This window comes from Sphingobium sp. VMM (assembly GCF_056790315.1).
The window spans coordinates 73,329-85,951 of the sequence record NZ_JBXGSI010000020.1; the positions used below are offsets into that span (position 1 = coordinate 73,329).

At 66.7% G+C, this 12,623-nt stretch carries 12 protein-coding genes; 7 read left to right on the plus strand and 5 right to left on the minus strand.

Annotated elements, in window-relative coordinates; translation table 11 throughout:
• The 4 genes from ACUCV3_RS21795 to ACUCV3_RS21810 all read right to left on the minus strand — a co-directional run bounded on the left by ACUCV3_RS21795 (position 1) and on the right by ACUCV3_RS21810 (position 5,448).
• Positions 1-924 carry a Gfo/Idh/MocA family protein gene (locus tag ACUCV3_RS21795; RefSeq protein WP_279729186.1) on the minus strand — a complete coding sequence of 308 codons (924 nt, stop codon included), beginning with the start codon at positions 922-924 and terminating at the stop codon, positions 1-3.
• On the minus strand, positions 921-1,913 hold the full coding sequence (araD1, locus tag ACUCV3_RS21800) for an AraD1 family protein (RefSeq protein ID WP_482241136.1): 993 nt from the start codon (positions 1,911-1,913) through the stop codon (positions 921-923). The genes ACUCV3_RS21795 and araD1 overlap by 4 nt, the downstream gene beginning before the upstream one ends.
• Positions 1,910-3,487, minus strand: a complete 1,578-nt coding sequence (locus tag ACUCV3_RS21805) for an aldehyde dehydrogenase (NADP(+)) (protein ID WP_279729189.1) — start codon at positions 3,485-3,487, stop codon at positions 1,910-1,912. Before ACUCV3_RS21805 ends, araD1 begins: the two co-directional genes overlap by 4 nt.
• A 158-nt stretch (positions 3,488-3,645) precedes the next feature.
• On the minus strand, positions 3,646-5,448 hold the full coding sequence (locus tag ACUCV3_RS21810) for an IlvD/Edd family dehydratase (protein ID WP_010337622.1): 1,803 nt from the start codon (positions 5,446-5,448) through the stop codon (positions 3,646-3,648).
• Between the two features lie 135 nt (positions 5,449-5,583).
• Here ACUCV3_RS21810 and ACUCV3_RS21815 point away from each other — a divergent pair, with 135 nt between their 5' ends.
• Complete coding sequence (locus tag ACUCV3_RS21815; protein ID WP_048938992.1) at positions 5,584-6,486, plus strand: 2-dehydro-3-deoxygalactonokinase; 903 nt, start codon at positions 5,584-5,586, stop codon at positions 6,484-6,486.
• A 3-nt stretch (positions 6,487-6,489) separates the two neighbouring features.
• Positions 6,490-7,122 carry a 2-dehydro-3-deoxy-6-phosphogalactonate aldolase gene (locus tag ACUCV3_RS21820; protein ID WP_482241137.1) on the plus strand — a complete coding sequence of 211 codons (633 nt, stop codon included), beginning with the start codon at positions 6,490-6,492 and terminating at the stop codon, positions 7,120-7,122.
• 5 nt (positions 7,123-7,127) lie between these two features.
• Here ACUCV3_RS21820 and ACUCV3_RS21825 read toward each other — a convergent pair whose 3' ends face one another.
• Positions 7,128-9,167 carry a hybrid sensor histidine kinase/response regulator gene (locus ACUCV3_RS21825; RefSeq protein ID WP_482241138.1) on the minus strand — a complete coding sequence of 680 codons (2,040 nt, stop codon included), beginning with the start codon at positions 9,165-9,167 and terminating at the stop codon, positions 7,128-7,130.
• Positions 9,168-9,301: 134 nt separating this feature from the next.
• Between ACUCV3_RS21825 and ACUCV3_RS21830 the strand changes: the two genes are divergently transcribed.
• The 5 genes from ACUCV3_RS21830 to rpsI all read left to right on the plus strand — a co-directional run bounded on the left by ACUCV3_RS21830 (position 9,302) and on the right by rpsI (position 12,587).
• Complete coding sequence (locus ACUCV3_RS21830; RefSeq protein ID WP_482241139.1) at positions 9,302-10,339, plus strand: COX15/CtaA family protein; 1,038 nt, start codon at positions 9,302-9,304, stop codon at positions 10,337-10,339.
• On the plus strand, positions 10,336-10,653 hold the full coding sequence (cutA, locus tag ACUCV3_RS21835) for a divalent-cation tolerance protein CutA (protein ID WP_482241140.1): 318 nt from the start codon (positions 10,336-10,338) through the stop codon (positions 10,651-10,653). Before ACUCV3_RS21830 ends, cutA begins: the two co-directional genes overlap by 4 nt.
• Positions 10,650-11,441, plus strand: coding sequence for a hypothetical protein (locus ACUCV3_RS21840; protein WP_279729194.1), 792 nt, complete (start codon positions 10,650-10,652; stop codon positions 11,439-11,441). The genes cutA and ACUCV3_RS21840 overlap by 4 nt, the downstream gene beginning before the upstream one ends.
• A 130-nt stretch (positions 11,442-11,571) precedes the next feature.
• Positions 11,572-12,051, plus strand: a complete 480-nt coding sequence (gene rplM / locus ACUCV3_RS21845) for a 50S ribosomal protein L13 (protein WP_004210974.1) — start codon at positions 11,572-11,574, stop codon at positions 12,049-12,051.
• Positions 12,051-12,587: a 30S ribosomal protein S9 gene (gene rpsI / locus ACUCV3_RS21850; RefSeq protein ID WP_004210975.1), complete on the plus strand. Its 537-nt coding sequence runs from the start codon at positions 12,051-12,053 to the stop codon at positions 12,585-12,587. Before rplM ends, rpsI begins: the two co-directional genes overlap by 1 nt.
• Positions 12,588-12,623 lie beyond the last annotated feature (36 nt).

Below are 12,623 nucleotides of genomic sequence, written 5' to 3' on the forward strand. Positions count from 1 at the left end.
TTAGTCCTCAAAATCAGCCGTAGGGCAATGCCGGCCACAAAGGAAGGCATCGGCCACCAGGCGCAGCGGCGCGGTGTCGGCGTCGATCGCCTTGTCCGCCACCAGCCCGACGAAGCGCCGATACATGGTCGGATATTCCTCGTCCGGCGCCTTCAACTGGACTTCGCCGTCCAGGGTCAGCGTGTTGCCGCCTTCGGACAGGAGCAGCCTGCCATTGCTGGTTTCGACCGCGATGTCCCAGGTCTGGGGACCGGTCTGGCGCCAGTCGAACACGGTGTCGATCGGTGCGCCCGAAGCGGTCGCCATGGCCAGCGTCGCGCCGATCGGCGCCTGCTTGTTGGACGGCACTTCCAGTTCGGCCGACAGCAGGGTGATCGGTTCGGCGACGATTTCGGTCAGGATCGACAGGGCGTTGATGCCCGGATCGAACACGCCGAAACCGCCCGCTTCCCAGATCCAGGGCTGGCCCGGATGCCAGTGACGGACATCCTCGCGCCACTGGATCGAGATGCGCTCGACCGTGCGCGACGCCATCCAGTCCTTGGCCTGGGCCACGGCGGCGGCATAGCGGCTGTGCCAGCTGGCATAGAGGGTGACGCCATTGGCCTTGGCCAGTGCGATCAGCGCGTCGACTTCCGACACGGTCGCGCCCGGCGGCTTTTCCAGGAAGACATGCTTGCCGGCCAGGATCGCCTGACGGGCCGCCTGATAGCGGACCTGCGGCGGCTGGCACAGGATGACGGCATCCATGTCGGGCTCGCCCGCCAGCATCGCGCCGAGATCGGGATAGTTGTTCACCCCTTCGCCCTGCGCGTTGCGGCTGGCGACGGCGACCAGATCGATGCCGTCGATCTTGGCGATCGCGGGCAGATGCTGGTCGCGGGCGATCTTGCCCAGGCCTACGAGGCCGGCCTTGATGCTCATAGCGCCTTTACCTTGGTCTTGCCCTCGTCCGCTGCGCGCTTCAGTCCATTGCGGACCGGCAGGGTGAAGGGCTTGGCCTCGACCTCGAACACATCGCCTTTCTGGGTGGCGAAGCCATCGGAGAAGGAGAGGGTGGCGGTGCCGAAGAAATGGACGTGAATGTCGCCGGGGCGGCGGAACAGACCATATTTGAAATGATGATGTTCCAGGTTCGCGATCGTGTGCGACATGTTGGTCTCACCCGACAGGAACGGCTTTTCCCAGACGGTCTCGCCATTGCGGACGATGCGGCTGGTGCCGCGCAGATCCTGCGGCAGGTCGCCCAGCAGCAGTTCCGGGCCGAGCGAGGCCTGGCGCAGCTTGGAGTGGGCGAGCCACAGATAATTGCCGCGTTCGGTGATATGATCGGAAAATTCATTGCCGATCGCAAAGCCCAGACGCACCGGCGTGCCGTCGGCGTCGATCAGGTAGATGCCGGCAACTTCGGGTTCCTCGCCACCATCCTCGGCAAAGGCCGGCATGGTGAAGTCCTGGCCCGGATCGACCAGGATCTGGCCGTCGCCCTTGTAGAACCATTCGGGCTGCGCACCGATGCCGTCGTCGGCGGGCTTGCCGCCCTCGACGCCCATCAGGAACATGCGCATGGAGTCGGTGAGGTCGCCCGAGGTGGCGGCCTTGTGCATCTTGTCGCGGCCTTCGGCCGAGCCAAGATGGGTGAGCCCGGTGCCGGCGACCAGCAGATGCGCCGCATCCTCATGGTCGATCGGCGACAGCAGGGTGACGGTGGACAGGTCCACCGCATCGCCCAGCTTGCCTGCCGCAAAGGCGGCCAGGCCCTGGCCCGCTGCGATCGCGTCCAGCGCCAGCTGGCGGGTGGAGCTTGCGCCCGTCACCCGCTTCGCCGCGCCGCTTTCGTCAATGGCGGCAACGCCCCGAACGCTATCGGGTGCGTCGCCATCCTTGAACTGAACCAGCGAAATGACGGTCACTGCGCCAGCTCCAGCTTGCCTTCCATGCGGCGGTTGAGCTTCCAGGGGTTGGCCGCCTGAAGCGCCGGCGGCAGCACGGCGTCGACGACGTCCTGATAGCAGACCGGACGCAGGAAGCGCATCATGGCCAGCGTGCCGACCGAGGTGGTGCGGCCGTCCGAGGTCGACGGGAAGGGACCGCCATGGACCATGGCATGGGTCACTTCGACGCCGGTCGGCCAGCCATTGGCCAGCACGCGGCCGACCTTGCGCGACAGCGTGGGCAGCAGCTTGGCGGCATTGTCATTGTCGCTTTCGTCCATCTGCAGCGTGGCGGTCAGCTGACCTTCCATCTGGGCGATGGTGGTGATCACTTCCTCGATCGTGGCGCACTTCACCAGGATCGACGAGGAACCGAACACTTCATGCGACAGCGCCGGGTTGGTGCGGAACTGTTCGCCGCTGGTGGCGAACAGGGCCGACTGGGCCAGGTTCACGCCTTCGGCTTCGGCGCCGCGCGCGACCGTGGTGACGCCTTCCGCGCCGGCCAGCGCCGCGACGCCCTTCTCATAGGCGGCATGGATGCCGGGCGTCAGCATGACATGGGGCTGGTTGGCCGACAGGGCCGTTGCCGCCGAGGCGACGAAACGGTCGAGATCGGGGCTGTCGAGCGCGATCACCATGCCGGGGTTGGTGCAGAACTGGCCAGCGAACAGGCTGAGCGAACCGACGAAGGCGGTGCCCAGCGCTTCGGCGCGGGCCGCGAGGGCGCCCGGCAGCAGCACGACCGGGTTGATCGACGACATTTCCGAATAGACCGGGATCGGCTCTTCGCGGTTGGCGGCGATCTTCATCAGCGCAATGCCGCCGCCGCGCGAACCGGTGAAGCCGACCGCCTTGATGCGGGGATCGGCGACCAGCGCGCCGCCCAGATCATTGGTGGTGCCGGGCAGGTAGGAGAAGACGCCTTCATGCAGGCCGCTGGCCTTGACCGCCGCGGCGATGGCGCGGGCGACCAGTTCGCCGGTGCCGGGGTGGGCGGGGTGGCCCTTCACGACGACCGGGCAGCCGGCGGCGAAGGCCGATGCGGTGTCACCACCCGCGACCGAGAAGGCGAGCGGGAAGTTGGACGCGCCGAACACGGCGACCGGGCCGACGGCCTGGTTGACGCGGCGCAGGTCGCTGCGGGGCAGCGGGGTGCGTTCCGGCAGCGCCTTGTCGATGGTGACGTCGAGCCAGTCGCCCTGGCGGACATAGGAAGCGAACAGGCGCAGCTGGCCGACGGTGCGGCCACGCTCGCCTTCCAGGCGGCCACGCGGCAGGCCGGTTTCGCTCATGGCGGTGGTGATCAGCAGGTCGCCGATTTCCATGATCTGGTCGGCCACGGCTTCCAGGAAGGCAGCGCGGGTTTCGGGAGACAGGGTCGAGAAGCCTTCGAACGCGCTGTCGGCCAGCGCGCAGGCGTCGGCGACATCGGCGGTCGAGGCGTTGTGGAAGGCGACGTCGCCCTTGGCGCCGGTCGACGGATCGACCGCGAAGAAGGGCTCACCACCGGTGCGCTCGGCAGCACCGACCAGAATGGCTCCGTTGAACATGGATATCTCCCGAAATGTCGTGGAAAGGGGGTAATATTTGCCGGAACGGCGCGCCCATCAGATGGGGACGAGGGGACGCAATTTCGAGCATCGCTGCACGGAAATTACGTCCTGTTGCCTCCTTTGAATGACGCGCCGTTTACCGGATCAATGCCAAATCAGTGGTTGTCGCGCGGCAGGCCCATGGTCTGGGCGATGCGCTGATATTTCTCCGCGCCTTCCAGGATCGCGCCGGTGTTCATCTGGCCGACGACCGAGCGCTGGATTTCCTGCCAGGGGGTCTGCGAAGCGGGGTATTTGTAACCGCCTTCGGCGATCAGCTTGGCGCGGCGGGCTTCCAGTTCCTCGTCGGAAATCAGCACGTTCACTACACCGGCCTTCAGGTCCATGCGGACGCGGTCGCCGGTTTCCAGCAGCGCCAGGCCACCCATCGCCGCCGCTTCGGGCGAAGCGTTGAGGATCGACGGGCTGCCCGAAGTGCCCGACTGGCGGCCGTCGCCGATGCAGGGCAGGGCGGACACGCCTTCGGTGATCAGATAGGCGGGCGGACGCATGTTCACGACCTCGGCCGCGCCGGGATAGCCGATCGGGCCGGCGCCGCGCATGAACAGCAGCGTGTCGGCGGTGATGCCGACCGACGGATCGTCGATGCGGTGGTGATAATCTTCCGGACCGTCGAACACGACCGCCGGGCCTTCAAAGGCTTCGGGATCGTCGGGGTTCGACAGGTAGCGCATGCGGAATTCTTCGCTGATGACGCTGGTCTTCATGACCGCTTCGTCGAACAGGTTGCCGGTCAGCACCAGGAAGCCGGCTTCCTGCTTGAGCGGCTGGCCGAAGGGACGGATGACCTTTTCGTCCTCGATCTCCACGCCCTTGCAATTCTCGCCCATGGTCTTGCCATTGACGGTCATCGCGCCTTCCTTGATCAGGCCCTGGTCGATCAGCTGGCTGATGACGGCGGGCAGGCCGCCGGCGCGGTAATAATCCTCGCCCAGATATTCGCCGGCCGGCTGCATGTTGACCAGCAGCGGCACCTTGTGACCGACGGTTTCCCAATCCTTGAGCGGCAGGTCGACGCCCATGTGGCGGGCAATGGCGGCCAGGTGGATCGGCGCGTTGGTCGAACCGCCGATCGCCGAGTTGGCGACGATGGCATTGTGGAAGGCGTCGAGCGTCATGATGTCGGAGGGCTTCAAGTCCTCATGCACCATTTCGACGATGCGCTTGCCGGTGCGGTAGGCGGCTTCCTGGCGGTCGCGATAGGGGGCGGGGATCGCCGCGCTGCCCGGCAGCATCATGCCCAGCGCTTCGGCAAGCGCGTTCATGGTGCTGGCGGTGCCCATCGTGTTGCAGAAGCCGGTCGACGGCGCGGACGAGGCGACCAGCTTGATGAAGCCTTCATCGTCGATCTTGCCGGCGGCCAGCAACTGGCGGCCATGCCACACGATCGTGCCCGAACCGGTGCGCTCGCCCTTGTGCCAGCCATTGAGCATCGGGCCGACCGACAAAGCGATCGCCGGGATGTTGACGGTGGCGGCGGCCATCAGCAGCGCCGGGGTGGTCTTGTCGCAGCCGCTGGTCAGGATCACGCCGTCGAGCGGATAGCCATACATGGCTTCGACCAGGCCCAGATAGGCGAGGTTGCGGTCAAGGCCGGCGGTCGGGCGCTTGCCGGTTTCCTGGATCGGGTGGACCGGGAATTCGAGCGCGATGCCGCCCATTTCGCGAATGCCCTCGCGCATGCGCTCTGCCAGCACCAGATGGTGGCGGTTGCAGGGCGACAGGTCGCTGCCGGTCTGGGCGATGCCGATGATCGGCTTGCCGCTGCGCAGTTCTTCGAGGGACAGGCCAAAGTTCAGGTAACGCTCCAGATAGAGCGAGGTCATGTCGATATTGTCTGGGTTGTCGAACCAGGCGCGGCTACGCAGCTTGGGAGTAGGCTTGGACGAATCGCTCATGTGGGCATCCTGACACTTTGAAAAGGCTTGGCACGTTGACGCGCTTGTCTCTCCGATATACTCAGACAAATAACTTTTCAAGGATACAAAGAGAGGGAAAGTGCGGTTGAACGCGAAAAATCGGGCGGATCATCGATGAGCGACTATGCAGTGATCGGCGACTGGGGGACCAGCAATCTGCGGCTGTTCCGGGTGGAAGCGGGGCGGATCGTGGCGCGCCGCGACGGGCCGGGCATCGGTGTGGTCGGCCGCGAGGCGGAAGCCGCCTTTGCCGAGACGATCGCCCCCTGGCTGGAAGACGGCCTGCCGACATCGATCCGCCTGTGCGGCATGGTCGGCGCGCGCGACGGCTGGGTCGAGGCGCCCTATGCCGATTGTCCCGCCGATGCCGACAGCTGGGCGCAGGTGGCCGTGCGCTTCGACTGGCGCGGCGCGCCGCTGGCGATCATGGCGGGCCTGGCCTGCACCGACGCCGATGGCATTGCCGATGTGATGCGCGGCGAGGAGGCACAGATTTTCGGCGCGATGGCGCTCGATCCCCGGCTCGCCACCGGCCGCCACCTGATCGTGCTGCCCGGTACCCACAGCAAATGGACGCTGGTGGAGGATGGCCGGGTGATCCGCTTCCGCACCGTGCCCACCGGCGAACTGTTCGCGTTGTTGCGCGATCGTTCGACGCTCAGCCCCAATATCGCCGCCGCCGATGCCGATCCGGCAGAGGAAGCGGCCGGTTTTGCCGAGGGGCTGGAGCGGGCCGGCGCGGGCCGGCTGCTTGCCTCCCTGTTCGCGGCGCGCGCGATGCGGCTGCGCGCCGGGCGTTCGGCCGACTGGGCGCTGGGTTATCTGTCGGGCCTCGTCATCGGCTGCGAGATTGCCGAGGCGCGGGCCGCGCTGGCCGGCGACACCGGCGTCGTCTTGATTGGTGACGCGCGGCTTTCGGATCGCTATGCCCGTGCCCTCGATGCGCAGGGCATCGCTTCGCAATCGCTGGACGGCGACGCCTGTGCGCGGGCTGGCCTTGGCTTTCTGGAGAACTGACCGATGATCCTCGACGACCTGCTGGCCGACGGCGCGCCGCCGATCGCCGCCATTCTGCGTGGCGTGAAGCCCGAAGAGGCGCTCGACACCGCCGCCGCCCTGGTGGAAGCCGGCATCCGCGTGATCGAGGTGCCGTTCAATTCGCCCGATCCGCTGGTCAGCATCGCCGCGATGCAGCAGGCCTTTGGCGATCGCGCGTTGATCGGCGGCGGCACGGTGCTGACGATCCAGGCAGTCGAGGCGCTGGCGGGCGCGGGCGGGCGCATCATGGTGACGCCCAATACCGTTCCCGACGTCATCGCGCGCGGCGCGGAACTCGGCCTTGAACTGCTGCCCGGCTTCATGACGCCGAGCGAGGCGTTCCGCGCGGTCGAGGCCGGTGCGCGCCGGGTGAAGCTGTTCCCCGCCGCCCAGCTCGGCCCAGCCTATGTCAAGGCGGTCAAGGATGTGCTGCCCCAGCATGTCGGCGTCTGGGCCGTGGGCGGCACCGGCGCGGACACGATCGGCGACTGGCTCGCCGGTGGCTGTGAAGGGATCGGCGTGGGCGGCGCGCTCTATCGTCCGGGCGACGATGCGCTGACCGTGCGCGCACGCGCGGTCGATCTGGTCGCCGCCTGGCAGCGCGCCAAGGCCTGACCTTTTTACTGGACCGGGCTTTCCACCCGGTCCAGCATATCGCGGATCTTCTCGCCCAGCGCCCTGTAGGTGAAGGGCTTGGTCAGCAGTTCGACCCCCGGATCGAGCCGGCCATGATGGATGATCGCGTTGCGGGCATAGCCGGTGGTGAACAGCACGCGCAGTCCCGGCTGCTTCGCCTTGGCGGCGCGGGCAATGTCCGCCCCGGTCATGCCACCGGGCAGCACCACATCGGTGAACAGCAGGTCGATCGGCTCCGCCGCCGCGTCCAGTGCGGCCAGCGCAGTCGGGCCATCGCCCGCCTCGATCACGCGATAGCCCAGGTCGCGCAGCACCTCGACCGAATAGGCGCGGACATTCTCGTCATCCTCGCACACCAGTATCACCTCCTGCCCGGCCTGCGGACAGGGCGGGGGCGGCGCCTGCACGATCTCCTCGGCCACTGGCAGCAGGCCATGATAGCGCGGCAAATAGATTTTCACCGTCGTGCCATGGCCGGCCTCCGAATAGACCCGGACATGGCCGCCCGACTGCTTGACGAAGCCATAGACCATCGACAGGCCAAGGCCGGTGCCGCGTCCGACATCCTTGGTGGTGAAGAAGGGTTCGATCGCGTGGGACAATGTGTCGGCGTCCATGCCCATGCCGGTGTCCGACACGCAGATCAGCACATATTGGCCGGGCGTGATTTCCTGCTCGGTCGCGGCATAATGGCTGTCGAGATGGGTGTTGGCGACCTCGATCGTCAGCTTGCCGCCCTGCGGCATCGCGTCGCGCGCGTTGACCGCCAGGTTGAGCAGCGCATTTTCCATCTGGTTGACGTCGATCTCGACCGGCCAGACCCTCGGGCTCTGCACCGTCTCCACTTCGATCATCTCGCCCAGCGTCCGGTGCAGCAGGTCCGACATGCCGGCGATCAGCCGGTTGGGATCGACCCGGTCGGGAGCCAGGGGCTGGCGACGGGAAAAGGCGAGCAGCCGCTGGGTCAGTATCGCCGCCCGTTCGGCCCCGGCCATGGCATTGTCGGCGGCGCGGCGCAGGCGCGGCTGGTCGTCGGGCAGGGCGCGTTGCAGCAGGTCCAGGTTGCCGGTGACGATCTGCAGCAGATTGTTGAAGTCATGCGCGACGCCGCCGGTGAGCTGGCCCAGCGTCTCCATCTTCTGCGCCTGGCGCAGCGCGGCTTCGGTTTCGGCCAGGGCCTGGGCGTCGGCGCGGTGCCGGGTCACGTCGCGGGCAACGCAATAGATGAGGTCGCCCTCGGGCACGGCGGTCCAGCTGAAGATGCGATAATCGCCCCGCTTGGTGCGGAACCGGTTTTCGAACCGGATGGTCGGATGGCCGTCGGCCAGATCCTGCACCTCGCCGCGCGTCCGCTTCACATCGTCGGGATGCTCCATCCATTCCGATGTGCGGCCGATCAGTTCCTCCTGCGACCAGCCCAATATGTCGGTCCAGGCGGGGCTGGCGGACAGCCAGATGCCATTGCTGTCGGCGATCAGGAAGGGGTCACGCGCCAGCGCCCAGAGGCGGTTGCGGTCGGCGCGTGCCTCGCGCTCGGCGAGCACGCGCACCGTGGTTTCGCTGACGATGCACAGCACGCCGCCGATCGACCCATTCAGTTCGAACACCGGCGAATAGGAAATGTCGAAAAAGACCTCCTCGCCGCGTCCGCCGTCGCGCTCGATATAAAAGGGGCGGTCCTTGGCATGGAAGGTCTCGCCCGTGTCCCGCACCGATTGCAGCAGCGGGCCAAGATCATCCCACAGCTCGGCCCAGCCTTCGCGGGCCGGGCGGCCAAGCACGCGCGGATGCTTGTCGCCGATCGTGGGGGCATAGGCTTCATTATAGAGGGCGCAATAATCCGGCCCCCAGAACAGCACGATCTCCGCGCGCGACGACAGCATCAGCCGCACAGTCGAGACGAGCGATGGCGACCAGTCCGACGCTGGCCCCAGAGGCGACGACCCGTCGATCGTCGCGGTCAGGGCGCCCATCGGCCCCTGTTCGGCGATCATGTCGGCAATGTCCCTCTGCTGGCTCATCATAACCCTGTCGTTGCAATGCGTTGGTGGGAGACGCCCGTGCGTCGATTTGTATCCCCCGGCGATGGCAGCCCCATGACCTTTTGTCCCAGTCCGTGCCTCTTGAATAGGGGGCGGCATGGGCGCATGGACCGGGCATGACACGTTCTTCCCCGACCGCGTTCAGCGCGGCTCCGCGTCCCGTTGCCATTGCCCGCTGGCTGCTCATCGTGGCGGCGCTGGTCTTCTGCATGGTGGTGGTGGGCGGCATCACGCGCCTTACCGAATCCGGCCTGTCGATCACCCAGTGGAAGCCGATCACCGGCGCGATCCCGCCCTTGACCCATGACCAGTGGATGGAGGCGTTTCGCGACTATCAGCAGATCCCCGAATATAAGGAGATCAACAAGGGCATGAGCCTGGCCGCCTTCCAGTTCATCTTCTTCTGGGAATGGCTGCACCGGCTGCTCGGCCGCTTGATCGGCGTCGCCTTTGCCCTGCCGTTGATCTGGTTCGCGGCGCGGCGGGCGATCCCGGCCGGCTATGGTTGGCGCCTGGTCGCACTGCTGGCGCTGGGCGGGTTGCAGGGCGCGATCGGCTGGTGGATGGTGAAGTCGGGCCTGTCGGTGCGCACCGATGTCAGCCATTATCGGCTGGCGGTGCATCTGCTGACCGCGCTCTTCATCATCGGCGGGCTGATCTGGACCGCGCTCGACCTGTTGGCGCGCAATCCCTATGCCCGGCCCGCCGCGTTGCAGCCCTTTGCGCTGGCGACCCTGTTGGTGCTGCTGGTCCAGCTGATGTTCGGCGCCTTCACCGCCGGCCTCGACGCCGGCTATGTCTCCAGCACCTGGCCGCTGATGAACGACCATCTGGTGCCCGAAGGGATCATGTGGCTCGGTTCGCTCTGGGCGACCGTCTCCAGCGATCCCTATCTGGTCCATTTCATCCACCGCTGGTGGGCGTGGGGGGCGGCGGCGATGCTGATCATCCTGGCGCGCAAGGCCAAGGCGGCGGGCCATCGCGGCGCGTCGATCGCGATCAATGCGGCGGTCGGCACGCAGGTGCTGCTGGGCATCGCCACCGTCATCAGCGGCATCGCCCTGCCGCTGGCCGTGCTGCACCAGGCGGTCGGCGCGCTGGTGGTGGCCTCGGCCGCATGGGGCGCCCATGCCGTGGGATCGCGCCGGGCATGAGTGGGGTCGTGCTGGTCTACAGCCTGTTCGGATCGGCCGAGCAGGCGCGTGCCGTCGCCCGCACGCTGGTCGAGGAGAGGCTGGCCGCCTGCGCCAATATCCTCGGCCCCTGCACCTCCATCTATGAATGGCAGGGCAAGGTGGAAGAAGGCGCCGAAGTCCCGGTCCTGTTCAAGACCAGCGCCGACCGGCGCGCCGCGCTGATGGCCCGGATCGCGCAGCTGCACGATTATGATGTGCCGGCGATCTTGGCGCTGCCGGTCGATGCCGCCCATCCGCCCTTTGCCGCCTGGGTCGCGGAGCAACTGGCATGAAGCGGGTTATCGCCTTCCTGTCGCTGGCGCTCGCCTCGCCGGCGCTGGCCGCCCCGGTCGCGATCGGCTTCGCGCCGCCGACCGGGCAGGATCTGCTCTATCGCATCGAACAGCATCGGCCGGTCGACGGGCGCGACAGCCTGTTCTGGGCCGACCGGATATTGCGCTTCGAAAAGGCAGGGGACGGTTACATCCTGCATGTCACGCTGCGCAGCCTGGACAGCGATGCGCCCGGTGCGGGGGCGGACGCCTATCGCGCGGCCCTCTCGCCGCTGATCGGGGTGGAGCATCGCTTCCGCCTCGATGCCCATGGCAAGATTGTCAGCCTCGACAATATCGATGATGTGCGCGCCACGATGGAAAAGGCGCTCAACGCCATGGTCGCGAGGGCGCCGGAGGGCAGTGCGGGGCAGCGCACGGCGAAGAACGTCTTGGCCTTGCTCGACGGGCTGACGCCCGAAGGGCGGCTGGCGCTGCTGTCGGGCGAGGTGCAGCCATTGCTGCTGTTCGTTGACAGCGAAGTTGACGATGCCAGGCCGCGTGGCGTGCGCACCATGGCCGGCCCGCCGCTGGGGCGCGCCGTCGCAGTGGAGGGTGATTCCGTCCTTGCCGCCCATGACGGCAACCGCCTGACCTTGCAGGAGGATCTGCAGGGGGAGGGCGCCCATGTCGCGATGCGCTATATCGTGTCGGCACAGACGGGACTGGTCGATGCGCAGGAGCGCACCCTGACCCTGGGCGCCCAGACGCTGACCGAAAAGCGGAGCCTGACCGCTGCCGGCAAGTGAGTGGTATTATTTTACCCGTCGTGAAAGCCGCCGAATCTCTTGACTTGTCGGCCCCCAAACGTCATTAGCGCCCATCTTCCGGCGACCCCTGGGTAGCTGGTTCACTGTTCATTCTTGGAGAATTGGCACCATGAAGGCGCTGATGAAGACCACCAAGCCGGCAACCCCGGCAACGGTCGAAAAGAAGTGGATCCTGATCGACGCCGAAGGGCTGGTCGTGGGTCGTCTCGCTTCGACTGTGGCGAATATCCTGCGCGGCAAGCACAAGCCGAGCTTCACCCCCCATGTCGATTGCGGTGACAATGTCATCATCATCAACGCGGGCAAGGTCAAGTTCACCGGCCGCAAGCTGACCGACAAGGTTTACTACAAGCACACCGGTTATGCCGGCGGCATCAAGGAAACCACTCCCCAGAAGATCCTGGAAGGTCGTTTCCCCGAGCGCGTCCTGGAAAAGGCCGTCGAGCGTATGATCCCCCGTGGTCCGCTGGGCCGCCAGCAGATGCGCAACCTGCGCATCTTCGCCGGCACCGAGCATCCGCATGAAGCCCAGAACCCCGAAGTGCTCGACTTCGCGTCGCGCAACCGCAAGAACAAGGTGGGTGCATAATGTCCGATAACCGTCAGTCCCTGTCCGACCTCGCGTCGCTGGCCACTGCCGCTCCTGCCGCTGCCCCGGCTGCCGTCGAAGGCGAAGCGCCCGTCGCTGCCGCGCCGGTCCAGCCCTCGGCTCCGCTGCGTGCCCAGGAAATCGACGGCCTCGGCCGCGCCTATGCCACCGGCCGCCGCAAGGACGCCGTGGCCCGCGTGTGGGTGAAGCCCGGCACCGGCAAGATCACGGTCAACGGCCGTGACCAGGAAGTCTATTTCGCTCGCCCGACCCTGCGTCTGGTCATCAACCAGCCCTTCGGCGTCACCGACCGTGAAGGTCAGTATGACGTGATCGCCACCGTCAAGGGCGGCGGTCTGTCGGGCCAGGCCGGTGCGGTCAAGCACGGCATCGCCCAGGCTCTGTCGAAGTATGAGCCGGCGCTGCGCAGCGCGGTCAAGGCCGAAGGCTTCCTGACCCGCGACAGCCGCGTCGTCGAGCGTAAGAAGTACGGCAAGGCGAAGGCCCGCCGCAGCTTCCAGTTCTCGAAGCGCTAATCCGCTTCGCGACTGCCGCGAATTTCGAGAAGGGGC